The sequence below is a fragment of the Bacillus cereus genome (assembly GCF_002564555.1).
GTDB classification, from domain to species: Bacteria; Bacillota; Bacilli; order Bacillales; family Bacillaceae_G; genus Bacillus_A; species Bacillus_A cereus_K.
On sequence record NZ_NUVD01000104.1, the window covers coordinates 140,448 to 164,708 of the forward strand.

Here is a 24,261-nt window from a genome sequence, read left to right on the forward strand (position 1 = left end):
AACATATTCTTCTATAAAAAGAATAAAAAGGGGTGTACAGTAAATTGACAAAAGTTAAGGCTAATTTACGATCCATTGTTCATAAAGTAAATTTACCAACAGTATTGAAAACAACTATACTACCAGGTGAATCGACTGAAAGATTATTTATTGCAACCCAATTAGGAGAGATTTTTTACATAGGAGACGGAGTAATAAAAATGTTTTTAGATATTCGTCCGCGAATTATCAAATTAGGTACATCTGAAGAAGGTGTTTCTAGTAGTGGTTATGATGAACGGGGATTGCTAGGACTAGCATTTCATCCACAATTTCAATATAACGGCTTATTTTATCTTCATTATTCAGTAGCTGGAACTCAAGGACCAGGTGCGCTTTCTGAACAATTTAAACCGAATCCTTGTGATCCTAAAACTTTAAACTTAAAGTGGGTAAATAGAGATACTCAATATGATCATATCGATACTGTTGAGGAATGGATTTTACAATCACATGGTCAACCTCAAAAACGAAGAACATTACTCAATATAAGAAGGCCATTTTTTAATCATAACGGCGTTAATAGTTTAAACTTTTCACCAGAGACTGGAAAACTTGTTTTTACAAATGGAGATGGTGGATCAGGTTATGATCCATTTAATTTAAGCCAAGATGATTTAGAAATAGCGGGAAAAATTATTGAAATTGATGTGGCTAAAAATACAGTAATTAATAATCCTCCAGTTGTTACGCGCTTTAATGAGCTTCCTTTATCTATTCAAGAGACACTTACAGTAATTGCAAAAGGGGTTCGTAATATAACCGGTATTACATTCCAAAGGTTTTATAATCAATATTACAAATACGTCGGAAATGTTGGACAGGATATAGTAGAGTCTATTTTCTCGTTTGTTCATTATAAACCCATACCGGTTACCGAACTTGTGCAAACATATGTAATGAGATCTACTCCCGATAAAGTAGAACTTATTAATTTTGGTTGGCGAGGATGGGAAGGAAATTTTCCTACTTCTTTTATAAGACACTGTGCTGAGAATCCTACTTTGGATGAGAGAATAATGGCTTATTATGATGAAACAATTCAAACATCGGTGAGGCGTATTCAACCTCTAATTAGTTATTTTCATAAAGATACCAGGCCTGATAAGTTTGGAGGAACTTCAATTACTGGAGTTCAGCCATATATGGGAACTGCAATCCCAAATTTAACTGGTAGCATCGTGTTTACCGATCTTGTAAAGAAAGAAGAATCCCAATCTCCAGTAAAAGGCGTTTTAGCATATACTAGGGCAAGTGTAGATGGTAAACATAATGACTTTAACATTATTGAAACCAATTATGATTTTGGGTCTCAATCAGCTTATTATGTTAGCCTAGGATCAAATCTAGATCATACTAGATTATATTTAGGAGTTTATGGTTCTATGAAAGTAAGCGATTTTAACCAAGGTACTATTTTTGAAATTGTTCCTTGATTTCTAATGATAAAATTCGGTGACTTTCGTATGTGGTATATGTTAACTTCAGTTCAACGATATTATATGAACTTTAAGTGTAAAAAATAAAGAATTCATTTATCTTCAACATGCACAACCTGTTGTCCCCCTAAAAAACTTCTATTTATAAACGACTAGCAGAAAGAAACACATAAACAATAAGTGTATGAATAATATAGAAAGTGATGAATTAGGTATCTTTAGGGGGTATTTTGATGAATCGGTTTGTACGTTATTGGAACCAACTGATGATAGCGCATGATGCGAATTTTGTTCGTAAAATAAAGGTTAGTCCTGCAAGCAGTTTAGTTATTACTGCTTTATTGGGGGCGTTTGCTACTATTTTTCAATCTGCGGGGAACTTAATTCCTGGTATAGGATTATTTATTAGTCCTTTCGCGACGATACCGATTTTTCTGGCTATTTGTTATTCTATTCGTGTGGGAGTACTCTCTTATATACTTACCATTCTCCTATTATTCGTTATTCAACCAGGTGAACTAATTGTCTTTCCCTTTACTACAGGATTATTAGGTATAGCGTTAGGGGTATCCTTTTTACAATTTAAGAAGAGGATTTGGATTGTTTCCTTTTCAGCGGTATGTTTACTTATTGGGATTATGATTGTTCTCGATATCTTTCGCTTTCCAGTACTTGGTCCAACTGTTCATACAACTATAGAAATAAAAGTTATTGTAATGATATTTACACTGAGTTTTCTATATTGCTGGATCTTTGCAGAGCTGTGTAGATTAATATTAAATAGAGTATATAAAGTATGGCCTTAACAATTGCATAAAAATTTTCTGAACAAATACATTTTCAAAGATTGGAGATTTAAATCATGTATAGCGTTGAGATTAGAAGACCGAATTCGGATGATTTAGAGGAACTATACTTGTTTTTCCGTACCGTTATTACAGATACATATAAAGAGGAAGGATTATCACAATTATTAGATGACTTAGAAAATGAAATTAACATCAAAAAGCAATATTTGAAAACTGATTTTGATAGTAATGGGGAAAAATGTTACTTTTTATTAGCAATGGATACAAGTAACGATAAAATCATTGGAACAATTGAAATTGGTCCAGCAAGTACATTGATTAATAGTTGTACGGGCGGTGTACTTAAGGATCTATATGAAATAGGAACTGTATTTGTACTTCCGGAATATCAACGAAAGGGTATAGGGAATTTATTACTAAATACAATGTTTTTAACATTACATAATAGAGGAATAACGGAATTTTGCTTAGATAGTGGATACAAAAAAGCGCAAAGTATATGGACGAAGAAGTTTGGAGAGCCTAGTTATGTACTGAAGGATTATTGGGGGAAATCCAGTGATCATATGATTTGGGAGAAGAGTTTACATGATACACCTATAATATTTGAATTATAAAATGAAATATGCCTCTGAACATAGCTTTTCTTACTTATGTATGCTATTATTTATCTTTATAACAAAAGAGGACGTGAATGAACTTGATTAAAATTAATATTCCTGAAGCTGATGTTTCAATTACTGAACGTAAACAAGTTATTAAAGGAGACGAGCCAATCATTACCCCAATTAATGGTTTTATCGATTTCCACTTGTTCCCTAGAGATAAAGGCGGCATTTTTATGTTTTACAATATTAATGACGAACTGCTTTTCGTAGGTAAAGCTCGTAAAATTAGACAACGTATTAAAAAGCATTTTGAAGACAATGTTTCGCCAATCAAAAACCATCGTGATGAAGTATACCGCATTGATGCATGTATCGTAGAAGATCCGACAGAAAGAGAAATTTACGAAACATATATCATTAATGAATACCAAGCGAAATATAACGTTGATAAAGTATTCTACAAATAATAATCTGCATGAAATAAAAAACAATCCTAGCAAATACGCTGGGATTGTTTTTTATTTAGATTCATTCTTCATATTTTTCTCCTTTTTTTAAATGATTAGCAGCAATAAAACAGACTACACCTATACATATAAGTACAATTCCAATCGTTTTATGTTTTCCCTCAAAGAAAGGAATGTCTGAAATAACATTTGTCATACATAATCCTAAAAATACAAGGACAGGTCCCACCCAAAGCAATACATTCCCAAATTTTGTGTGCTTCCACATATTAACCCACCTCGATTCTCTTTACATATATATCCATAAAATAAAAGTAAATTCATAGAGAAATATAGTTTTTTTCATATCGAAAATTTAACCTTCATATATTGGTACAAGCAAACGCGAAAGGAGACCTTCATGAATTGGTTAGAAGCTTTTATTTTAGGCATAATTCAAGGTTTAACAGAGTTTTTACCAATAAGTAGTACAGGACATCTTTATTTAGGGAGACATTTGTTTCATTTAGATGAAGCAGGATTATTTTTAGATACGATGCTACATATTGGAACTTTGCTTGCAGTGTTTATTTATTACAAAAAAGAATTTATATACTTAATTAAAAATCCATTTTCAAAGCTGATGTTATTACTTATCGTAGGGACGATACCTGCTGTTGTGATCGGATTATTATTTAAAGACTTCTTTGAAGACATTTCAAAAACAGGTATAACGATTGGTTGGGAATTCTTAGTGACCGGATTCTTTCTTTACATGGCAGATAAACAAAGAAATGGTCGTAAAAAAATGGATGACATTACATATAAAGATGCATTAATTATTGGTTCATTTCAGGCGGCAGCTATTTTTCCAGCAATCTCACGTTCTGGCATGACAATCGTCGCTGCGTTATGGAGAAAGCTAGATCGTGAAACAGCGGCCTACTTTTCTTTCTTACTATCAACACCAGCCATTGTTGGAGCGATCATCTTGCAATTTGTAGATGTTTTTCAAGGGAAAGCAGAATCTATTTCTAGTACATCTTTAATTGTTGGAACGTTATCAGCGGCGTTTTTTGGCTACATAGCCGTTTCATGGATGATTCAATATTTAAAACGTCATTCTTTAAAAGTATTCGCGTATTACGTATGGGGATTAGGCATATTAATTTTAACGTTGCAATTTACTCATGTGTTTTAATTTAGTAACTATTCGTTTAGATCCTGTTTCATTCATATAAGGCAGGGTCTCTTTTTAGTAAGGGGGAAAATATGTTTAATAAGGCTATCGTTATTGGCGGAAGTATAGCAGGAAAACTCGCAGCAAAAGCATTATCAATTTCTTTTAATGAAGTAATCATTTTAGAAGCCGGTGAAAAATGGGATGGAAAAGTGACGAGAAAAAGAGTTCCACAAAGTAATCATCCTCATGTGTTATTAAAAGGTGGAGAAAATGCAATTGAGGAATTGTTTCCTAATTTCGCTAATGAACTAATTGAAGCAGGTAGTATCGTAAATAACTTTACTCGTGATTTAAAATGGCACCAATTTGGTTTATGGAAACAGCCATTCATAGGAGAAGTTCATATGATTCAACAAAGTAGGCTTTTGCTTGAATGGCATATTCAAAAACGAATTGATCAAATTTCAAATATTACTATTACATATGAAACATTGGTTGAAGGGTTATTAGTAGATGGAAAGCTTAATAAAGTGTGTGGAGTAAAAGTTAAATATTTAGAGACAGGCATGCAAGAAGAAGTTCATGCAGATATTGTAGTTGATGCGAGTGGATTTGGTTCAAAAAGTATAGAGTGGCTACAAGAATACGAAATTGAAGTGCAAGAAGAGAAAGTTCGTATTGATTTATTTTACGTAACGAAAATGTTCCAACTTAAAGAAAATGAGAAGCTAGACTGTTGTAATATGCTAATGTCTCCAAGTTTTCCTGAAAATCCTTATGGTGTCCTTATTCAAACGATTGAAGATAATCGTTATTTTGTTACTTTCAGTGGGTATGCAAATGAGAAGGCACCACAAACGGATGATGAGTTTTATGATTTTGCTGAAAATCTATCAATTCCTAATGTAACAGATTTTCTAAATAAATCTGAAGGGATTACTGATATAAAGACATACAAAATTCCTTATCAAGTACGTCGACGATTTGATTTAGTTAATAACTTACCAGAAGGGTTGTTAGTAGTTGGAGATGCACATTGTCGTTTTGACCCCGTTTTCGGTCAAGGTGTTTCAGTTGCTGCTATGGAAGCTCACCAGTTGCAATTACTACTACAAGATAGAAAAAAACTCGATAAAACATTTACACAACAGTTTTATAAGAAGGCGGCGAACATTATACAAACCCCATGGGAAATGACAACAACGGAAATATCACGTCACCCTCAGCTAAAGAGAGAACTAACTATGAAACAAAATTTTCAGCTTTGGTATACGAAACAAATATATCGACTATCCGCAAGTGATTCTGACATTTATATTCGATTAGTACGAGTGATGAATTTAATTCGTAGTCCATTTCATCTATTCCATCCGAAAGTGCTACTTGCTGTATTACTTAATCGAAAGAAATAGCAGGAAAATAATTGATTAAAAAAGAATGTATAACATTTAGTAAATCAAGAAGGAGTAAGTGCTATGAAAATATACATAGAACAATTAAAGAAACGTGATGCTGAGGATTTATTTACGTTTGAACTTACAAATAAATCTTTTTTTGAAACAATGGTACCAAATCGTGGTTCAAAATATTATGATTTTGAATATTTTCAAATACTATTAAACGATTTATTAATAGAACAAGCAGATGGAAATTCTTATTTTTATTTAATTCGTAATGAAGAAAAAGAAATTGTAGGACGAATAAATTTAGTAGATATAGATACGGAAACTAAAATCAGTTCGTTAGGTTATCGAGTTGGAGAAAGTTTTATTAAAAAAGGAGTTGCAACAGCAGCTGTAAGATTAATTTTAGACGTAGCAAAAAATAATGAAATTAATGAGGTTCATGCTAAAACAACCACTAATAATCTCGCATCACAACTTGTACTAGAAAAAAGCGGATTTTCTTATAAAAACGAAGCAGATACAAATTCTGTAGAATTAAACGGGGAACATGTAAATTTCGTACATTATATTTGGAGAAATACTTCGTGTTCAAAATAATAAGGGGGAGACATATTCATGAATGATTTACGTTATCCAATTGGCCAATTTACATACAAACGTCCTATAACTGAAGAAATGATTGATACATGGATTCAAGAAATAGAAGATTTACCTAAAGAACTAACAAAGGCAATTAAAGATTTAGATCAGAAGCAGTTAGATACACCATATCGCGTTGGTGGATGGACGGTTCGTCAAGTTGTTCATCACGTTGTTGATAGCCATATGAATAGCTACATACGCTTTAAATTAGCACTAACAGAAAAGAACCCAACTATTAAACCGTATAAAGAAGAAAAGTGGGCAGAATTGCCTGATTCTAAATTACCAGTAGATGTTTCACTAGTAATGTTAGATTCTTTACATAAAAGATGGGTTAACCTTTTATATTCTTTAGAACTAAAAGATTTAGAAAAGACATTTAATCATCCTGAAACTGGTGAAACAAAACTTGCTGTTGCAATTGGACTATATGCATGGCATGGTCGTCATCATACAGCTCATATTACTTCGTTAAGAAAGCGTCTAAGTTGGTAATATGGAGATTACATTAGAGAAGGCGACAGAAATTGATGCAGAAGTTATATTTCAAATGCAAATAGAATCATTTAGCCCCTTATTAAATAAATATAAGGACTATGAAACAAGTCCAGCAAGTGAATCTATCGAAAAAACTATTTCAAGAATTAATAATACCGATGGTGGCTACTATAAAATAATAGTAGATTTGGATCTTGTTGGGGCAATTTGTATATCACATAAAGAAGAGAAATCTAGATTTTGGATTAGTCCCATGTTTATTCTTCCAAACTATCAAGGAAGAGGCATTGCTCAAAAGATTCTTATTTTAATCGAGAAGATGTTTCCAGAAGCAAAGATTTGGGAGCTTGCTACAATTTTAGAGGAACAACGAAATTGTTTTCTATACGAAAAGATGGGTTATAAAAGAATAGAAATTATAAAGAAATTAAATGATAAAACTACACTTATTTATTACAAAAAAGAAAGGTAAAGCACTTGGAATATGCTTTACCTTTTTATGTTATTTTAGATTAAATATACAATATAAATGTATATTCTTCCAAAATACTCGGGTTAGTAATTTTAAATATGAATAAAAATTCAAAAATGACTATTTTGTTGTATATGTTACTAACGCTTTTTGAATGCTTATAATACTATCATCACCTTTAAATTCTTTCGTAATTGGCGTGCTCAAACTAGATACCCATATTTTAAGTTCAGCATCTAAATCAAAATGCCCGGCTGTTTCAATACTAAATTGTGTAATACTTTTATAAGGGATAGAATGGTATTCTGTTTTTTTACCAGTTACTCCTTGTTTGTCTACTAAAATAAGACGGCGATTTGTAAAGACAATTAAATCTCGAATTAATTTATAAGCATGCTCAACTTTTTCATCATCTAGCATAATCTTTTCTAAATCACGTTCAACGCTTTCTGTACTCGCATTTGATGCATTTCCTAAAATACCACTAAATAAACCCATTTGAATTCCTCCTTTAATATGTGTGGAATGAGTTACTTACATTGTACCATGTTACTTACTAAGAAATTATGACATTGCTTTAGTAGTTTCTGGTTAATGTTGCAATTATTTTATACAACCTCATCCTAATATCTTATGCTAATATGTAAGTAAGAAAAATGAAGCAGAGGGATATAACATGAAGAATATCGGTTTAGTATTAGAAGGCGGAGGAATGAAAGGTTTATATACTGCAGGAGTACTCGAATATTTCATGGAAAAGGACTTATTCTTTCCGTATGTAGTCGGTGTATCCGCTGGAGCCTGTATGGGAGCAACATATTTGTCACGCCAACAAGGGAGAAATAAGAAAGTAAATACAGAGCTAGTATCAGATCACAGATATATATCTTATCGAAACTTAATTCGAAAACGTGAATTATTTGGAATGGATTTTTTATTTGATGAAGTACCTAACAAAATTGTCCCGTTTGATTTTCAAACTTTCCTAAATTCTAATGAACAATTTGTAATCGGAACGACTGATTGTAATTCAGGAAAGGCTGTTTATTATAATAAAAGGGAACATGGAAATGATATTTTAAAAATCATTCGAGCATCAAGCTCTGTACCGTTTATAGCACCTGCTGTGGAATATGATAACCGGAAATTGTTAGATGGAGGAATAATAGATCCTATACCAGTTTTAAAAGCACAACATGATGGTTATGAAAAGAATGTCGTTATCATGACAAAACCAGAAGGATACGAAAAGCAGCGGAATAAATTTTCTGGACTGGCTAAATTCTTGTATAGAAGATATCCGAAAATCGCAGAACATTTAGTAGAGCATTATCGCTTTTATAACGAAACCGTATCTTATATGAATCAAAAAGAACAAAAAGATAATTTTTATGTCATTCAGCCAAGTGTACAACTTCCTACAAGCGGTATAGAGAGAAATAAAGAAAAACTCGTTAATCTATATAATCTTGGGTATAAGGATGCTCAACATCATTATGAAAACATTTTAAGCTGGATGGAGAAATAAAGGGGTGGGAAGTTGATATTAGGAAAAGAAGTTATTTTCAATGAATTGATGAAAATGCATAGTCCTCTGCATAAGCCATTTCCTTATCGTGATACGCGAAAATTACAGCGAGACTTTAAAAACGAATTTACAGAAGATGACGTCATTAATGCTGATTTAAATTATTATTGGATGCATACAGCAGGAACTTTAAGTTCTGTACTAAAAAGAAACGAAGAGAATATTTCGTTTGAGCAAATAAAGTGGCTGAGAAAATCATTTTTTGAATGGTTTCCGCAATATCGTTTTCTAGAAACAGCAATTGTGAATTACCCCATTTTGTATAGAGATTTCATGAATTATGAGAAGGCTCGGAAATTATTAATGTATTACCTTACTGAATAAAAGCGAAAACGTACAGGATACATTACTTGTACGTTTTTTGTGTTCATAAAATATACAATAATAACAACTTGTTTATATAGGAATTCTTATTATGAAAAAGAAGTACATATAGAGTATTACAAAGGAGGGAAGAGGAGTGCGTTCAATAATTAGTCCTAAGTTAGAGGAACTTATTAATCAATTGAAGAATGGAAAAGAGAAAGTTTTAAATACTTTTTTACGTGAATTAAGGTCAAGTCATACGCCATTAATCGAACAATGCCCTGTAGATAATCAGTTTAAGCTTATAACGTATATATGGTTAGGAGATCAACAAACTGAAAATGTTTATGTATTCGGTAGCTTTCCTGGTTGGGATCTGACTGTAAATCAATTACAACGGTTGCTACATACAGATATTTGGTTTAAAACGTTTAGAACGGATAAGGCATTTATTTCAACTTACTATTTTTCAGTTAACGATTATTTTGAAAATGACTGGATAAAACGCAGTGAGCAGTACCAACTAGACCGATTTAACGGAAATACATTTGGAGATAGTGATCATGTAGCATCTGTATTAAAAATGAATATGGAAGTGCAGTATGATAGTCGATTCGCTTTAAACCATTATCCATCTGGAGAGGTTGAGACTTATTCATTCTATAGTTCAATTTTAAATAATACACGTAAAATCCATATTTATACACCTCATAATTATTCTCATAGTTCCCATCCTCATGAACTTCTCATTGCATTTGATGGGCATTCGTTTATTCAGAACCTTTCAATCGAAAAAACACTCAATTATTTAATTTATAAAAAAGAAATTCCGCCTTGTATTGCTATAGCTATAGATCCTGTTGATCGGCTAGAAGAGCTAACCTATAACGATAAAATGAATACATTTCTAACAGCAGAATTACTTCCGTGGATTCAAGCTAAGTATCACGTATATCAAGAAGCGTGGCATACAACAATTGCTGGTTTCAGTCTTGGTGGCTTAGCAGCTTTTTATGCAGCGCTTCAAAATCCACATATTTTCGGGAATGTGTTGTCAATGTCTGGATCCGTACATTGGAAAAAGGATGGTTTTGAAAAAGAATTTCCTTGGATTGAGTATCAGATTCTATCTAATAATTTAAACGCATCTCATCTTAAATTTTATATAGCAGCAGGAGAACTTGAAAACGAACCTCTTTTAACAGTTAATAGACGCTTGTATGGAGCTTTAAAAGAAAAGGGATACCAAATTACTTATGAAGAGTTTCAAGGTGGTCATGACAGTGTTTGGTGGCGTGAAAAGTTGTTTGATGGATTAAGAGCATTAAAACATACAAAAACAACGCTGTAAAATGTAAGGAGGATTGAATCTATGAATCAAGAAGAACTAGATAAAAAATTAAAAAAACAAGAGATTTTAGTGAAAGATGAGAAAGTTTGGTCCTATACGTATGAGGATCATATTAGTTCAATCGTTAAACAAGCAGAGAAGAAAGGAGCTTTTGATAATTTACCTGGTAAAGGGAAACCTCTTAATCTTGATAAAGAACTTTCATACAATCCTGAAAAGCAACTTTATAGAACATTAAAGAATAATCATATTTTACCTATGTGGATTGAGCTTTCAAAAGAAATTGATGATTTAAAAGAAAGACTAAAAGAAACTACAAATTCTGCAGAAACAGTAAATTTAATTCAAATTATAAATAAAAAGGTTGCAAAACATAATTTACTTTGTCCACCAAGTGCGCAAAAAACGAAGGTTAAAACGGATTTTTAACAATTTTCAATCGAGCTATCTTTTGCTATATAATTAAGTAAGGCATTTTCATTTCATTACTAAAGGGAGGCAAATATGGTGAAGAATACGTATCAACTTCAAATTCCGAAAGAACTAGAACAGTATCGTAGTATTTTAGAAGAAAGCGTAAAACCGTATATTAAAGTGTCTGGTACTCAAGCAGAGACAACTCTTTTTGAAAGTAAGTTTGGTGGATATCCGTATTTACCTATAAATCAAGAGCATCCTAAAGACTCAAATAACCAACCAATGATGCTACTTGCGCAGTTAAACTTTGAAGAAATTCCTCATATTGAGCATATGCCTCAACATGGAATGTTACAATTTTTCGTAAGTGCTGATGATGAGCTTTTTGGAGCAGATTTTGATCATCCAACAAGCCAAAAAGACTTTCGAATTATTTATCATTCTACAATTACAGAAGATTTAACTACGGTTATTACAGATTTTAGTTATTTAAACACTTTAGATGCAGAGGATTTTATCATACCTGAAGCAGCAAAACTAAAGTTTGAATTGGATTATCAACCAGTAACATCAAGAGATTATCGATTTGAAAATATTTTTAACGATAACATTGATTGGGAAGAAATTGTTGATAAAGAAAACAATACAGAATTAGGCGAACTATATGATGATTTATACGAAGATCAAGGGCATAAAATTGGTGGATATCCATTTTTCACACAGACAGATCCAAGAGAATGGGAAGAAAAATACCAACAGCATGATGTATTATTGCTGCAAATCGATACAGACGATTCACTAAATATTATGTGGGGAGATTCTGGTGTGGCTAATTTCTTTATAAGCAAGGAAGATTTATTAAATCTAGATTTTTCCAATGTCATTTACAATTGGGATTGCTATTAATTATATAAATTAAATACAAGCAAAGTAAAAAATCTTCCTGAAGATAAGGGAGATTTTTTTATGATTTAAATAGGCGTTATGTTAACTAAGAGGAAAAATGATGAGTACAATAAAAGTCAAGCGTAAATAAAAGAAATACCAACAAAAATATAAAGTTGTAAAACGTATGTAAATAGCAACAAATCTATACAGTAAAACATAATTTATAATTTATGTTTTGTATTGAAAAAATTATTTCGTATAAAGAATTTTATTAGCGCCAAAAAAATTTGATTCGTTAAATGACAATCAATAATTGAAAAAGATTTGCTGTGATTCGTTTATAGCAAATCAAACGATAAAAACGGTATAAATTCATTTAGATAAGATTTTATGTGAATCTCATTAAAAATCTCTGTTTCGTCTCATTAAGTATAGTTTACTTGGTTTTTGATACCGTTAATCACTCTTTTTATATGACTGCCTATAATATATATTATGTTAACTGATTAAAAATAATAAACTTATTAAAAGTTAGTTTAGGTTATTTGGCTCCCCTTTTTCTTTGGATTGATACTGTGTAATGGATTGGCTGGTTATTAGTTTTTTTTCAGTTGTTTTATAAGTTTAGTTATAACAATGTGTCTGGATACAAATTATATTTAAGACAATAAAAATGCACTTCGTTTAATGTGTTCATTTTAAACGAAGTGCATGGATATGATTAAGAATACGTTTTTAAAATCATTTTGCTACAGCGATCGCTTCGATTTCAATTAATAAGTTATCATTAATTAATTTTCTAACTTCTACAGCTGAACTTGCTGGTGGATTTTCAGTATCGATGTATTGATCTCGAATATCTCTAACAATAGCCATTTGAGAAATATCCGTTAAGAAAAATGTTAATTTTACTACATCATTAAAATTTAAGTCTGAAGTTTCTAATGCGATTTTAATATTTTCAAATACTTGTCGTGTTTGTGTAGCTAAATCACCAATTCCAACTATTTGACCGTCAGTATTAAGTGCTACTTGTCCTGATATGTAAATTGTTCGTTTTACATTACTAACTTCGACTACATGTGAGTATCCAAAAGTTGCTGGCATCGTTTTTGGATTGATAAATTTCTTTTGCAAGATTCTTCTCTCCTTTAATATCGTTTTTTCTTCATATTAAACTTTAATTTGGGTGATTATCTATTTACTAATGATAGCTCATATATTCACCTGCTACATATCTAAAATTATATAAGTCGCTTATGTTGATAGTTCGTTTAATTAAGTGTTTAACGTATTTAATAGATTATGTACGTTTGATTTTCTTGAACGCTTCTTATAATTTCTCCTTGTTTTATTAATTCTTCAGTCACTTTTGTATAGAAAAAATGATACTACCAGATAAAAAACTCTTCATAAGTTATTTCTTTTGAGTATCTGCTGCTTGCAAAGTATTCTTTTAAAGGTTTCTCGTTTTCTTTAAATAATAAGACCAATTCTTCACTAATCGTGTTCGCTATTTCGTTAAGTATAGATAAGTCAGCTGGTTTAAAAACTGGGATAACAGATTGTGAATCTTGATATAAGCCTAATTTTTCGTAAAATCCATTTAATTTTATGTCTACTTGTCTATCTACTGCTACAAAATTTTTAACTAATTGCTTTTTCGTATAATTTATATCTGTAATTGCATCGTGAAAACATTCTTCAAACGTTTCTTTATTCGCAGTTATTAAATTCAAAGTTGTATATCGAGTGTTTCCATAAAGTCCAATTTGATATTCTCCTAAATCCAAATACGTATTACCATACATCCCAAAGGCCTCTTTATCTGTTTGTTCGTGTTCTTGAATCGCATAATAATATCTTTTATTGTTTCTCAAAGGCCGTTCTGTTTTTAAATAGTTTTCTTCAATGTTATTTATTTGTCCGAAGTCTAATAACACACCACTATAAAGTAAAAGACTATACGATTCTTTTGATAAATGATTAAATGTCTTGATTCTTTTGGAAAGTGCTTCAATTTGATTTGAATAATTTTCAACGATTTTAAGTGTTGGTTTAATTAGAGGCTCACATAGGTTATAAAGTTTTTCTCCTTCAGTAACTGTTATAACCATACACGTTGGATAGTAACTCTCTCCTATCTTTTTCAATAAACCTTCTAGTTCTAATGCATGTATTTGTTTTTCAAATTCTTCGTTCGTCCAAGTTAGCTTCGTTTTTATAGTATTTGACTCAATTCCAAGATGGAGCATTACAAGTAAATATTGAAGATTTGTTCCACTTATTTTTATAGATGGAGAATTGTCTCCAGTTGAAATCATTTTAGCCTCATAAGCTGTTTGTAGTATTTTCTCTGGAGTATAATTATCGAGCATTTTAAAATCCCTCCTTTTTTAGTAATTTAATTGTAAAATCTATGTATTTACTATGTTATATAAATAAAAATAAGAATACTTTAATGATTTCAAATTAAAAACCTTAGTATGGCTATGTTAATACCTATACTAAGGTTATCTAGAGTTTTATATTTAGTTATTACTAGTTGGATTTGTCAAATTAATTTGTTCATACTCTGTTTTAAATTGATTATCATTTTTTAACCAACGTTTAAAAGTTTGTTCGCTTATTTCTAAATTAGAACAAGCTGTAGCATTACATTTATTTTTCATATATTCTTTAAGGAAATTTTGTTTTCTTTGTTTAACGGCAGTTTGAGTTTGTTTTAGTTTTCGATCTTGTAATTGATCTAAACTTAGACTCTCTTTCTGAAATACTTCATATTTTCTATGCAAATAAATATCTTTGTCTTTATAAATCCAATTTGAAAGTAATTGTATTGATTTTCTTCCGGTTAAAATGACGCGATAATGTTTATTTTGATTTAGTAAATCAGTTGGTAAATTGTGATTTTGTAGTATTTGATTTAAAGAATTCATAAAATTATAGGATCCACCTACAAAACTAACTGTATAAGTTTCATAATTGACGTAACCATCCCCATCAAAATACCCACGAACAAAGTGATGTAAATATTCTTCTGGTACAAAGGGAAATTCGATGTTAAATGATTTACATGGCATGATTCCGTGTATGTTCATAAGATTGTCTTTTATTGTTTTACAATTAATGTTTAGCATATATACGCCTGTTTTTTTGTTTTGATAAAGCGGCTGGTTTGAGTTTAGTTCTCTTTTTATATCTTCTAAAATGTAACTTTCTTTTTGTGAAATACTGACACATTGATTTTCTTTTGGTATAACGCCGTCAGCTGCTATAAAACCTAAAATATAAGCCATGTTATTTGACCATGTTTGAAAATAATCTTCTTTTAACTCGTACTTTCTCTTCCAACTACCTATAGCCCGCCTTGGAACGTTATTGTCTGTTAAAACCATACGAATATACCTTGCAGATACATTAGCAAGCATCGCGATTTCTGAGGTACTCTTCCCTTCTGCATACAGATGAATGATTTCAGATTTTGATAGTTTACACTTGGACTTCTTTTTTCCTTCTATTTTCATTTATGAACTCTCCTTCCTTTGATTTATTAAAGGTGTATCTACTTCTATAACATATAACGAAACGTATGTTCTTTGTGGGTTCTAAAAAGGAATTTACTTAATAAAAACAATTTACAATTGCTTAACAATAACCTGCTTCTATATGGCGATTAGTCTTTATATACAAATAATGAATTTGAAGAATTTACGAAATGTATAGCATTTCAGATGCAAGGTAAAATGATTTAGTTTACACTACAAATAGCTACAATAACAACATACGTATATTGTTAAACGTAAAAAGGAGAACTAATGAAAAAGAAATATATAAATCAAATTCATACTGATATGAGTTTTAAACCAAAAGATATTATAAGTTTAATGACTGATTACTATAAAATGAAATCAAAGCTGCGTCCTTTAAAGAATTTACCTATTGTTTTGTCGAATGAAGATAATGAATCTTTAGAAAGTGTTACGTGGTTTGGGCACTCTGCTTCGCTTTTAAAAATAGAAGGTAAAAAACTGTTATTAGATCCTATGCTTGGAGATGCCTCTTCCCCATTTCCTGTCTTTAATAGTAAACGTTATAGTGGTGCGTTTTCTTTAGAACGTGAAGACCTTCAAGAAATTGATGCGATTATCATTTCTCATAATCACTATGACCATTTAAATTATAAAAGTATTATGCAGTTAAAAGATCGTGCAAAGCACTTTTATGTTCCGATTGGAGTTGCTCGTTATCTTATTAAGTGGGGTGTTTCACCTAGTAAAATTAGTGAGCATAATTGGTGGGATGAAATTACGTTTGATACTATAAAGTTAGTTTGTGCCCCTGCAAGACATTTTTCTGGACGAAGCATGACAGATAGAGATCGTTCGTTATGGTGTTCATGGCTTATTCTTGGTCAAGAGACAAAAATCTTCTTTAGTGGTGATAGTGGATATGCGCCTCACTTTAAGGAGATTGGTGATAAATACGGTCCATTTGATCTTACGTTAATGGAATGTGGGCAATATGATACGAGATGGTCTGCTATTCATATGCTGCCAGAAGAGACAGTACAAGCTCATATTGACGTTAAAGGAGAATTACTACTTCCGATTCATTGGGGTGCTTTTACATTAGCATTACATGAATGGAGTGATCCTATTGAACGTGTTACGGAAGAAGCAAAACGTTTAGGAGTTAATATTGCAACGCCACAAATTGGTGAATCTATTACGTTAAAATCTACAGATTATCCCTCAGCAGCTTGGTGGCGTGAAGTTTAATTATAAATGTAAAAAAGAGCGGAATTTCTTATAAGGAATTCGCTCTTTTTTCAGTATTTAAGTTTATTTTATTTGTTTAAACATTGATTATTTTCTGGTGCAACTGGTTCAGAAACATTGACAGGTTTACCTATTGATGGAGATTTTTTCTCTTTTGGAACACTTTCTGATGTTACATCTTTTTTGATTGCATCTACTGGAATTGCATTTTCCATTTTTTCTTTTGTCCAATATCCTGTAGGATCTTCGGAGTTAGTTGTATTTTGAAAGGTATAAGGAATACTAGGAGCAGTTTTTGATTGAGTTTCTGAATTTTCTTCATTGGAGATTGCTGAGATTAAGTTGAATTGTAGGGAAATCACAAAAAGTATTGCGATTATACATCCTAAAATTTTTTTCTTTCTCATAAATACCTCCTTTTTCTTTTTGATTGATAACGATTATCTTTTCTATGCTAACTGACTTATTTTAAAAATACAATAAGTCTTATATATTTATTGTATTTATCGGGATGGCCAGACTAGCTAATTCTTTATTTTCATATTTTACTAATTTATGATTTGATAAAATACAAGAGTGCTCTAATATTAACTCATTATGAAGTACTTCAGGTAATAATTTAGGTAACATTTCTCCTACACCATAATTATAGTCGCTTAATATCCAGGACACACTTTTCCAGTCTAAAATCCCTTCGGATACTTTTTTGGTGTGTCATATGTAAATCATACATGCCACCAGAGTACGAAGAATCTTCCCACTTAATTATTCCTTTAAATTGAATTTGATTTTGCTTAACATCTATATGGGTCTCTTCTTTTATTTCACGAATCGCATTTTCTAAAGGTGTTTCTCTTGCTTCAATCTTCCCTCCTACCCCGTTCCATAATCCTTTTACAGGGGCATATTCTCTATTTAACATAAGTATTTCTTCGTTTCTTTTAATAAAACATAAAGTGTACTTGTACATAATGTAGTTCTTTCCTTCGTTCCTAATAAGCTCTCACTGGTGAAATAAGATGTACTGCTGTAGATTGCTCTCCTGCTTCAATCAATATCGGTCTCATAGAACCACCAAAACTTAAAGTAACTGTTTCTTCTTTTATTGCCCTTAAAGCATCAACCATAAATCGCCCATCGAAAGATATATTTAATTGCTTTTCACCACGAAGGGTATCTATTTGTTGTGTTTCAGCTATTTTCCCAATTTGAGAAGCGTTAGAAGATATTTTAATTGTGGATTCGTTGATGATTTCTAAGTTGACGTTGTTATTTGCCCATTCACTTGCTAATAAACTTGATCGATCTACACCTTGTAATATCTTTTTTCTATCTATGTGAATAACCGTTTGAAATTCATTTGGAATGAGATTAGATATATTAGGATATTTGCCCTCAATCAGTCTTGAATATAACGTAGTTGTGCCAAATGTAAAAATAATGTGACTCTCTGAAAGATAGATATATACGAATTCTGAATTACTATTCATTAACTTAAGAAGTTCACTAATAGTTGAACTAGGTACTATACAGTTTGCCTTCATATTTGTAGAAACTAGTGTTTCACGTATAGCAAGTCTATGTGAGTCAGTTGCAGCGCAAATTAACTTATTATGATCTAACTCTATATGTACACCGGTAAGAACTGGTCTAGATTCATTTTTAGCTACTGCAAAGACAGTTTGTTTAAACACTTCAATCAATTGCTCTGTTTCTACTTGTATTTCTGCATGATCGTCTATACGTGGTACATTCGGAAACTCATTTGCTGGAAATCCATTTAAATTTAATGTGATTTCTTCTGATTGTATGGTAATTATTTGTTCATTCTTACTTTTTATTACTATATCACTTGGCATTTTCTTTATTATTTCAATGAAATATTTTGCAGGTACAACAATAGTGCCTGCTTTTAAGATAGTTGCAATTTTCTTGTCTTCGATAGATCTAGGTATGAATTTTTCAATAAAAATATTCGAGTTACTTGCGATTAAAGTAATTCCAGATTGATCTGCTGTTATTTTGATGCCGGATAATATAGGAATTAAAGATTTTGTAGATATAGCTTTACTTACTTCTGAAAGTGCTTGAGTGAAGTGTTTATGGTTAACAATAAACTCCATTTTTCCACCGCCTTAAATGAAATGATAATTTTATGAAGACTGATGAACGATTGTTCCGTTAAAAAAGTAAGGTGCCGTTTCATCCCTTTGTAAAAAATGTTCTGGCATACGTAAATACGGTGCTGCTATATGTAATTCCATCCAAGTAATCTCTTCGATTTCTTTCGGCCTTGATATATATGTCTCCCCTCCGATTATTTCGCCTAAAAAATTAAAGAAAATTGCATGATGACCTCTCTCTTCGAAAAAAGCTTCGCTGATAGAACAAATCCCGTTTACAGAAATATGTAGTCCTGTTTCTTCTCTCACTTCCCGAATTACTGCCTCTTCTAACGTTTCTCCATGTTTAACTGCACCACCTGGTAATGTGTAATAAGAGCCATGCTTCCCTTTATTTTTTACCATTAGGATCTTTTCGTTAGTTTTATCATACAAAAGCGCGTATGTAACATTGACTTTTTTCATACTTACCTCCTCTATTTTTAATAAAAGGAATTTTCTGTCTTTATCTCATTTTACCATTAATTCGTTTCAAATTGTCCTGTCTTTACTGATCAATTAACGGAGCAAGGTTAACGTTGTAATGAAAAAGAGCCCTAGCATAAGGACTCTTTTTTAAAATTAAGCTGTTTTTCGATGTAACGATTGTATTTCTTTCTTCTTTTCTGCATTTGGAGGACGGATTAATATAGAGATAACGAAAGATATAACAGATAGAACACCGATTGTAATGAAGGTTGGTTGAAATCCTCCAAGTAATGCGCCAATGAATGATCCTGCAAGTGCACCAAATCCGAAACCTTGGTAGACTATCCCATAATTTGTACTATGATTTTTTAAACCGAAGAAATCTCCGACTATGGCTGGAAATATTGTAATGTTACCACCGAAGCAAAAGGCAACGCTAGCTACACAAGCGAAATATATTCCGTAATTTAGTGGTATGAAACTTAAAGTAAAGACTGACAATCCAATAATAATAAACGTTGCAGAAACAATTTTTAATCGACCTATTTTATCTGATAATGTTCCGAGAATGATTCTACCAACCGTATTAAAGACTGCAATCATTGCAACGGCGTTAGCAGCGGTTGCTGCGCTAAGTCCAACGAGTTGTACTCCAATATCTTTTACCATACCGATTAAATACAGCCCGCCCATACATGATGTGAATAACATGAAAAATAAGAGATATACTTGTTTTGTTTTCATCATTTCACCCGGCGTATAATCATTGTGTAATGTTTCCGTTACCGTGTTACTTACAATTGCTTCACGTAAGAAGAACGATCCAATCAATACCAAAAGTAAGACGATAATACCCCAATATAAAAATGCTTGTGATACACCAAAACTATCGATAAGATTGCCGTTTACATATCTAAAGATTAAGCTCCCCATTCCGTATGCTGAAACAGATATACCAGAAATGAGCCCTTTACGGTTTGGAAACCATTTAATTAAATTAGATAGTGATGTAATATATGCTGTTCCATCAGCATATCCAACGACAACACCGGCCAATAAATAAAGTAATGGTAATGAGGAAACTTGTGAACTAAGTATTAAACCGAGTCCTAAAACAATTCCTGCGATAGCAATAAGTTTACGGAGTCCTAATTTTTGCTGCAACTTTCCTGCAAATAAGGTTGAAAATGATAAAGAGAAACTTGTTATGGAGAAAGTTATCGCGACCGAATTGAGACTCCATCCAAACTTACTTACAAGGGGTTGATTAAATAAACTCCATGTATATATTGTACCAAGGCCAATTTGTACAATAATTGTACCCAGAACAATTAACAGCGGATTTATAGAATTTTGTTTCATACTAACTGTCCCCTTCTTTTATCTAGATGTGAATTTCACAGTTAGTATATCCATCAAAAAATGCAAGATACTATACGGAAAATGGTAATTAAGTTCATATACACAAAAAGACACTTCATAAAGAAGTGCCTTTTTGCAGGTTATATCAGATATATTGAAAGAAAGCTTTGTTAAGATAAGACATTTTTTAAATGCTTATGTATATATGTTACCAAATGATTTCTTATATGTGATGGGACTTAAGACGTATTTTTCATTCATCATATAGTCGGATAAGAAATTAATATTCAATTTCATCAAAATCCTTCGGCTGTGGTACAGTTTGCATATTAGCTGCATCTTTTGGATCGCTATAAATCGCATTTTGTTCTGTATTTGTATCTTTTATAATTTCTTGTTTATTTTTGTTTGTTTTTTTGTTCATTTAAGTTCACTCCTTTTTATTATAGGAGTAATTATGCCCTATTACCGCTACTAAATGTATCGGCGACTAAATTGCTAAATTTACGTAAATAATATAAATAATTATCACCGCCATAGTTGTATCTTTTATTATACATTTTCGCAACAACTACATTATATTCAGGTATTACTAAAATGGTCGGTCCAGTAATTCCTAATATTTGATATGCTCCTTTTGGAACACGTTCACCAAGTTCACTTAATCGCGCAGGTTCATTTTGAATGAACCAAAACAATCCGTTTTGGGGTAGCTCATTATTTTTATACGTCGGACTCTGCAAGCTTGTAGCGATTTCTATCACTTCTTTTGGTACAATTTGTGTACCGTGTAACATTCCCTTATTTAAATGAAGGTTCCCCCAATAAGCAAATTCTCTAGCAGAAACAAATAGATTTTTTTCAGTGCCATCATCTACTGTACCAACTTCGCTAATCGCCACTTTATTTGGATTATCAACAACTTTAACTAAATTTTCACCTTGATGAATTCTCCATCCTGTTTCTTGGAAATTAGCAGGTTTAAACACACGCTCTTTTAACAATTCAGGAAAACTTTTGCTGTATAGCTGATAAATAAGATGTGTAACCATTCTCACATTAATACCTCTATACGCCCAAGCTTGTCCAGGTTCAAATTCACGAAAAATTGTCCCATCATCAGTTTCTGTTAAACCGTGCGAATGAGTTACTAAATGTCTTATCGTTGTATTACCAAGTAATAAAGGATCGGAGTCTTTAAAATACTTTATCGCCTCGTCATCAATAGAGTTTATTTTCCCCTCATAAAGCGCATACGCTACCATTAATCCTAAATAACTTTTTCTAGCAGAAGCAACGTTGAACTGTGAAGATGCTGTTACTTTTTTATTCGTTGATGTATTTGAGTGATAACCACTATAATGTTCTAGTACAATTTTGTTATCTTTTATAATGCAAAGCGCTGCTGCAGAACTATGATTTTTTTCTTTTATATTCTCTACCCAAGCAATTAACTTTTCGTATGTATTCAAATAAAAATCCCCCTTAATACTAATAATTATTACAGCATCAAATGAAGGTATAAATTAGTATTTATACCTTCATTTGATGTGAAATGGTATTGATTTACAATCTTTAAATAATCCACCAGTTCCAGCAATTAAAACAACCGAAACATCCAGCACAACCTACACATCCGCCGCAACGCCCTGCGCAACCACCACATCTGCCGCCACATCCACCACAGCGTCCACCGCAACCGCCACATCGACGTGCATCGTCTTGAATGTAGTAATATGGATATTGATTTTGTTGTTGATCCCAATACACAACATTACCAGATTGATAATCATTAAGGTTTAACGATTGTAGTTCATGGTGAAACTCATTCATTTCGAAACCCTCCATTTTTAAGTAATTTCGCCCAAATTGTAATATGTTTTTGTAAACAAAATAGAAACAAGGCTATTGACTAAATGCGTACATCAACAAAATATGACTTTACATTAGGTGATGTACCTTGTTTTTTAGCCTATTTTCTTTTCATCTTCGCGATGGACGTATTTACTATAAATAGAGTGGTTTAAAAATTGCTAATCCAACAATTTGCTAGTTCATCACTTAGTTTTCTTTCTAGTAATTCTTTAACTGAAGGCATTGGCATGATTGTATAAGTATTTAAAGCATCTTTATTATAGTCTATCCAGTGAAACGCTAAATGAGATTCTTTAGAATTTGGTGTCAAGTCAATATGTAATTCTTGTGAATCTACTTCGAAAATGTGATTTATTTCATGATGAAGTACAGCTTTATCTTGCAATTGATTTTCTATAACTCCTAAAAAACGTTTTATACTACAGTTTACTCCTATTTCTTCTCGTAACTCCCTTATTAATGCGTTCTCCGCAGATTCCCCGATTTCAACATGACCACCAGGTAAAAAATAGTGATGTCCTATGTATTCTGCAACTAGTATTTTTTCATCTTTTATCACGACAGCTCGTACAATATGATGGAATTTACTTTTCAATGGGTATTCCTCCTAGTCATTCAATCTATATTTGCTTAATTTACTTCGTAAAAATTAAACTAATAAACGATATACTTGTTCACCATCATAATCATGCCCTAATGGTTGAAAACCGTAACTTTCATATAGTTTCTTTGCTGAGATATTATCTTTATGTACAGTTAATCTAATTTCTTTACACGCCATAAATTTATTTTTTATTAAATGAACGATTTCCTGTAATGCGGCTTTCCCATAACCTCTTCCTTGCTGCTTTTGATCAATGATAAATCCGTTAATCCAATACATGTCTGATGTCTCTTTTATAAAAGCATGCATAATAAAACCAACCATAAGATCGCCATCGTATATAGCAAATGGCATGTACTCTACATTCTCACCATCTGGTTTTATATATACTTTAGCGAGTGAAACTGCTACGGTTGGTACAAATTTTGATTGTTCTTCTTTAACTTGTACCTTTAATGCGTCTTCCCAATTTTCTCTCGTAACCACCTTTAAATGGACGTTCATTATTTTAAGCTCCTTTATACAGAGGATGTATTTTTACATTCGACGTAGTAAAATAATTCCCTTTTTCGGCAACACCTTATAACGTGATTTTTATAAAATCCTGATTGAATTTTAATAAGTGTGTACTTGATATTTAGAGATGTGTTGAAATCGTAGTTTGTATATAAAGGAAAACGCTAGAAGTATGAATGAAGCGATTAACAAGCGTAGTAAAGTAAGATGTTCAGGTGTGTAAGATTCAAGCCCCATACGAATTGCTGGAAAAGCAGTTCCCCATATTAGAATCGTAAAAGCGTGAACACATATGATTCAAAAATCCCATTTTTTATTAAGCATGTTTCGCTTTTAAATAAAGTCACGGAGTTTATTTAAAAGCTCGATGTTTTGCCCCTTTGGATCTGTTTATCTAAAAGGGGTGGATAGTGAAAAGAAGATCTGAACTGAAAGGAGAA

28 protein-coding genes and 3 pseudogenes are annotated in these 24,261 nt (G+C 31.8%); 15 read left to right on the forward strand and 16 right to left on the reverse strand.

The window, feature by feature from the left end:
• The first annotated feature begins 44 nt into the window (after positions 1–44).
• The 4 genes from COI75_RS24170 (at position 45) to COI75_RS24185 (ending at position 3,362) form a co-directional block, all read left to right on the forward strand.
• The gene (locus COI75_RS24170; RefSeq protein ID WP_000169859.1) at positions 45–1,475 is read left to right on the forward strand and encodes a PQQ-dependent sugar dehydrogenase; all 1,431 of its coding nucleotides are present in this window, start codon (positions 45–47) and stop codon (positions 1,473–1,475) included.
• Between the two features lie 236 nt (positions 1,476–1,711).
• Positions 1,712–2,284: a hypothetical protein gene (locus COI75_RS24175; RefSeq protein WP_001079222.1), complete on the forward strand. Its 573-nt coding sequence runs from the start codon at positions 1,712–1,714 to the stop codon at positions 2,282–2,284.
• A 56-nt stretch (positions 2,285–2,340) separates the two neighbouring features.
• Complete coding sequence (locus COI75_RS24180; RefSeq protein ID WP_000287576.1) at positions 2,341–2,904, forward strand: GNAT family N-acetyltransferase; 564 nt, start codon at positions 2,341–2,343, stop codon at positions 2,902–2,904.
• Positions 2,905–2,981: 77 nt separating this feature from the next.
• Positions 2,982–3,362, forward strand: coding sequence for a nucleotide excision repair endonuclease (locus tag COI75_RS24185; RefSeq protein WP_001048942.1), 381 nt, complete (start codon positions 2,982–2,984; stop codon positions 3,360–3,362).
• 61 nt (positions 3,363–3,423) lie between these two features.
• Here the strand turns inward: COI75_RS24185 and COI75_RS24190 are convergent, their stop codons facing one another.
• Entirely contained in the window at positions 3,424–3,630 is a 207-nt protein-coding gene (locus COI75_RS24190) for a hypothetical protein (RefSeq protein ID WP_000265479.1), read from the reverse strand.
• Between the two features lie 132 nt (positions 3,631–3,762).
• Here COI75_RS24190 and COI75_RS24195 point away from each other — a divergent pair, with 132 nt between their 5' ends.
• From COI75_RS24195 to COI75_RS24215, 5 genes are all read left to right on the forward strand, one after another.
• Positions 3,763–4,542 (forward strand): undecaprenyl-diphosphate phosphatase, encoded by a 780-nt coding sequence (locus COI75_RS24195; RefSeq protein WP_001104255.1) that lies wholly within the window; start codon positions 3,763–3,765, stop codon positions 4,540–4,542.
• A gap of 71 nt (positions 4,543–4,613) precedes the next feature.
• Positions 4,614–5,936 carry an FAD-dependent oxidoreductase gene (locus COI75_RS24200; RefSeq protein ID WP_000482026.1) on the forward strand — a complete coding sequence of 441 codons (1,323 nt, stop codon included), beginning with the start codon at positions 4,614–4,616 and terminating at the stop codon, positions 5,934–5,936.
• A 63-nt stretch (positions 5,937–5,999) separates the two neighbouring features.
• A complete protein-coding gene (locus COI75_RS24205) occupies positions 6,000–6,527 on the forward strand; it encodes a GNAT family N-acetyltransferase (protein ID WP_000708343.1) in 528 nt (175 codons plus the stop codon).
• Between the two features lie 18 nt (positions 6,528–6,545).
• Positions 6,546–7,067 (forward strand): YfiT family bacillithiol transferase, encoded by a 522-nt coding sequence (locus COI75_RS24210; RefSeq protein WP_000999063.1) that lies wholly within the window; start codon positions 6,546–6,548, stop codon positions 7,065–7,067.
• Between the two features lie 55 nt (positions 7,068–7,122).
• The gene (locus COI75_RS24215) at positions 7,123–7,542 is read left to right on the forward strand and encodes a GNAT family N-acetyltransferase (protein WP_232288633.1); all 420 of its coding nucleotides are present in this window, start codon (positions 7,123–7,125) and stop codon (positions 7,540–7,542) included.
• Positions 7,543–7,662: 120 nt separating this feature from the next.
• On the opposite strand, the gene COI75_RS24220 is transcribed toward COI75_RS24215, so the two are convergent.
• Complete coding sequence (locus tag COI75_RS24220) at positions 7,663–8,040, reverse strand: PH domain-containing protein (RefSeq protein WP_000522469.1); 378 nt, start codon at positions 8,038–8,040, stop codon at positions 7,663–7,665.
• A gap of 178 nt (positions 8,041–8,218) precedes the next feature.
• Here COI75_RS24220 and COI75_RS24225 point away from each other — a divergent pair, with 178 nt between their 5' ends.
• The 5 genes from COI75_RS24225 (at position 8,219) to COI75_RS24245 (ending at position 12,110) form a co-directional block, all read left to right on the forward strand.
• Positions 8,219–9,070, forward strand: coding sequence for a patatin-like phospholipase family protein (locus COI75_RS24225; RefSeq protein WP_000789255.1), 852 nt, complete (start codon positions 8,219–8,221; stop codon positions 9,068–9,070).
• Positions 9,071–9,082: 12 nt separating this feature from the next.
• Entirely contained in the window at positions 9,083–9,454 is a 372-nt protein-coding gene (locus tag COI75_RS24230) for a YxiJ-like family protein (protein ID WP_000600382.1), read from the forward strand.
• Positions 9,455–9,590: 136 nt separating this feature from the next.
• Positions 9,591–10,787, forward strand: coding sequence for an alpha/beta hydrolase (locus COI75_RS24235; RefSeq protein ID WP_001256594.1), 1,197 nt, complete (start codon positions 9,591–9,593; stop codon positions 10,785–10,787).
• Between the two features lie 21 nt (positions 10,788–10,808).
• Positions 10,809–11,216: a J-domain-containing protein gene (locus COI75_RS24240; protein ID WP_001070923.1), complete on the forward strand. Its 408-nt coding sequence runs from the start codon at positions 10,809–10,811 to the stop codon at positions 11,214–11,216.
• A gap of 78 nt (positions 11,217–11,294) precedes the next feature.
• Positions 11,295–12,110 (forward strand): YwqG family protein, encoded by an 816-nt coding sequence (locus tag COI75_RS24245; RefSeq protein ID WP_033657158.1) that lies wholly within the window; start codon positions 11,295–11,297, stop codon positions 12,108–12,110.
• 723 nt (positions 12,111–12,833) lie between these two features.
• On the opposite strand, the gene COI75_RS24250 is transcribed toward COI75_RS24245, so the two are convergent.
• From COI75_RS24250 to COI75_RS24260, 3 genes and pseudogenes are all read right to left on the reverse strand, one after another.
• Complete coding sequence (locus tag COI75_RS24250) at positions 12,834–13,229, reverse strand: RidA family protein (protein WP_001169718.1); 396 nt, start codon at positions 13,227–13,229, stop codon at positions 12,834–12,836.
• A 158-nt stretch (positions 13,230–13,387) separates the two neighbouring features.
• A pseudogene (locus COI75_RS24255) lies at positions 13,388–14,470 on the reverse strand (hypothetical protein).
• Between the two features lie 153 nt (positions 14,471–14,623).
• Positions 14,624–15,619, reverse strand: a complete 996-nt coding sequence (locus COI75_RS24260) for an LAGLIDADG family homing endonuclease (RefSeq protein WP_097807514.1) — start codon at positions 15,617–15,619, stop codon at positions 14,624–14,626.
• 291 nt (positions 15,620–15,910) lie between these two features.
• Here COI75_RS24260 and COI75_RS24265 point away from each other — a divergent pair, with 291 nt between their 5' ends.
• Complete coding sequence (locus COI75_RS24265) at positions 15,911–16,873, forward strand: MBL fold metallo-hydrolase (protein WP_000731428.1); 963 nt, start codon at positions 15,911–15,913, stop codon at positions 16,871–16,873.
• A gap of 68 nt (positions 16,874–16,941) precedes the next feature.
• Here COI75_RS24265 and COI75_RS24270 read toward each other — a convergent pair whose 3' ends face one another.
• From COI75_RS24270 to COI75_RS24320, 11 genes and pseudogenes are all read right to left on the reverse strand, one after another.
• A complete protein-coding gene (locus COI75_RS24270; RefSeq protein ID WP_001227669.1) occupies positions 16,942–17,280 on the reverse strand; it encodes a hypothetical protein in 339 nt (112 codons plus the stop codon).
• Positions 17,281–17,359: 79 nt separating this feature from the next.
• A pseudogene (locus COI75_RS24275) lies at positions 17,360–17,843 on the reverse strand (NUDIX hydrolase).
• Positions 17,844–17,865: 22 nt separating this feature from the next.
• Positions 17,866–18,996 carry a DNA polymerase III subunit beta gene (gene dnaN, locus COI75_RS24280; RefSeq protein ID WP_000394461.1) on the reverse strand — a complete coding sequence of 377 codons (1,131 nt, stop codon included), beginning with the start codon at positions 18,994–18,996 and terminating at the stop codon, positions 17,866–17,868.
• A 30-nt stretch (positions 18,997–19,026) separates the two neighbouring features.
• Complete coding sequence (locus COI75_RS24285; RefSeq protein WP_000757630.1) at positions 19,027–19,461, reverse strand: NUDIX hydrolase; 435 nt, start codon at positions 19,459–19,461, stop codon at positions 19,027–19,029.
• Positions 19,462–19,617: 156 nt separating this feature from the next.
• Positions 19,618–20,826: an L-lactate MFS transporter gene (locus COI75_RS24290; RefSeq protein ID WP_098448666.1), complete on the reverse strand. Its 1,209-nt coding sequence runs from the start codon at positions 20,824–20,826 to the stop codon at positions 19,618–19,620.
• 280 nt (positions 20,827–21,106) lie between these two features.
• Positions 21,107–21,250, reverse strand: a complete 144-nt coding sequence (locus tag COI75_RS27090) for a hypothetical protein (protein WP_001036752.1) — start codon at positions 21,248–21,250, stop codon at positions 21,107–21,109.
• Positions 21,251–21,281: 31 nt separating this feature from the next.
• On the reverse strand, positions 21,282–22,298 hold the full coding sequence (locus COI75_RS24300; protein ID WP_001099506.1) for a serine hydrolase domain-containing protein: 1,017 nt from the start codon (positions 22,296–22,298) through the stop codon (positions 21,282–21,284).
• A 103-nt stretch (positions 22,299–22,401) separates the two neighbouring features.
• Positions 22,402–22,659: a heterocycloanthracin/sonorensin family bacteriocin gene (locus tag COI75_RS24305; RefSeq protein ID WP_001001714.1), complete on the reverse strand. Its 258-nt coding sequence runs from the start codon at positions 22,657–22,659 to the stop codon at positions 22,402–22,404.
• Between the two features lie 190 nt (positions 22,660–22,849).
• Positions 22,850–23,296 carry an NUDIX domain-containing protein gene (locus COI75_RS24310; RefSeq protein WP_000836841.1) on the reverse strand — a complete coding sequence of 149 codons (447 nt, stop codon included), beginning with the start codon at positions 23,294–23,296 and terminating at the stop codon, positions 22,850–22,852.
• 54 nt (positions 23,297–23,350) lie between these two features.
• Positions 23,351–23,809 (reverse strand): GNAT family N-acetyltransferase, encoded by a 459-nt coding sequence (locus COI75_RS24315; protein ID WP_001100609.1) that lies wholly within the window; start codon positions 23,807–23,809, stop codon positions 23,351–23,353.
• A 150-nt stretch (positions 23,810–23,959) separates the two neighbouring features.
• Positions 23,960–24,118: pseudogene (locus tag COI75_RS24320) on the reverse strand (EamA family transporter); the annotation flags it as partial.
• Positions 24,119–24,261: the final 143 nt, after the last annotated feature.

Coding starts and splice junctions, on each gene's coding strand:
- COI75_RS24175 (WP_001079222.1), top strand. CDS start 1,712: ATGAATCGGTTTGTACGTTATTGGAACCAACTGATGATAGCGCATGAT.
- COI75_RS24180 (WP_000287576.1), top strand. CDS start 2,341: ATGTATAGCGTTGAGATTAGAAGACCGAATTCGGATGATTTAGAGGAA.
- COI75_RS24185 (WP_001048942.1), top strand. CDS start 2,982: ATGAACTTGATTAAAATTAATATTCCTGAAGCTGATGTTTCAATTACT.
- COI75_RS24190 (WP_000265479.1), bottom strand. CDS start 3,630: ATGTGGAAGCACACAAAATTTGGGAATGTATTGCTTTGGGTGGGACCT.
- COI75_RS24195 (WP_001104255.1), top strand. CDS start 3,763: ATGAATTGGTTAGAAGCTTTTATTTTAGGCATAATTCAAGGTTTAACA.
- COI75_RS24200 (WP_000482026.1), top strand. CDS start 4,614: ATGTTTAATAAGGCTATCGTTATTGGCGGAAGTATAGCAGGAAAACTC.
- COI75_RS24205 (WP_000708343.1), top strand. CDS start 6,000: ATGAAAATATACATAGAACAATTAAAGAAACGTGATGCTGAGGATTTA.
- COI75_RS24210 (WP_000999063.1), top strand. CDS start 6,546: ATGAATGATTTACGTTATCCAATTGGCCAATTTACATACAAACGTCCT.
- COI75_RS24215 (WP_232288633.1), top strand. CDS start 7,123: ATGCAAATAGAATCATTTAGCCCCTTATTAAATAAATATAAGGACTAT.
- COI75_RS24220 (WP_000522469.1), bottom strand. CDS start 8,040: ATGGGTTTATTTAGTGGTATTTTAGGAAATGCATCAAATGCGAGTACA.
- COI75_RS24225 (WP_000789255.1), top strand. CDS start 8,219: ATGAAGAATATCGGTTTAGTATTAGAAGGCGGAGGAATGAAAGGTTTA.
- COI75_RS24240 (WP_001070923.1), top strand. CDS start 10,809: ATGAATCAAGAAGAACTAGATAAAAAATTAAAAAAACAAGAGATTTTA.
- COI75_RS24260 (WP_097807514.1), bottom strand. CDS start 15,619: ATGAAAATAGAAGGAAAAAAGAAGTCCAAGTGTAAACTATCAAAATCT.
- COI75_RS24265 (WP_000731428.1), top strand. CDS start 15,911: ATGAAAAAGAAATATATAAATCAAATTCATACTGATATGAGTTTTAAA.
- COI75_RS24270 (WP_001227669.1), bottom strand. CDS start 17,280: ATGAGAAAGAAAAAAATTTTAGGATGTATAATCGCAATACTTTTTGTG.
- dnaN (WP_000394461.1), bottom strand. CDS start 18,996: ATGGAGTTTATTGTTAACCATAAACACTTCACTCAAGCACTTTCAGAA.
- COI75_RS24285 (WP_000757630.1), bottom strand. CDS start 19,461: ATGAAAAAAGTCAATGTTACATACGCGCTTTTGTATGATAAAACTAAC.
- COI75_RS24290 (WP_098448666.1), bottom strand. CDS start 20,826: ATGAAACAAAATTCTATAAATCCGCTGTTAATTGTTCTGGGTACAATT.
- COI75_RS27090 (WP_001036752.1), bottom strand. CDS start 21,250: ATGAACAAAAAAACAAACAAAAATAAACAAGAAATTATAAAAGATACA.
- COI75_RS24305 (WP_001001714.1), bottom strand. CDS start 22,659: ATGAATGAGTTTCACCATGAACTACAATCGTTAAACCTTAATGATTAT.
- COI75_RS24315 (WP_001100609.1), bottom strand. CDS start 23,809: ATGAACGTCCATTTAAAGGTGGTTACGAGAGAAAATTGGGAAGACGCA.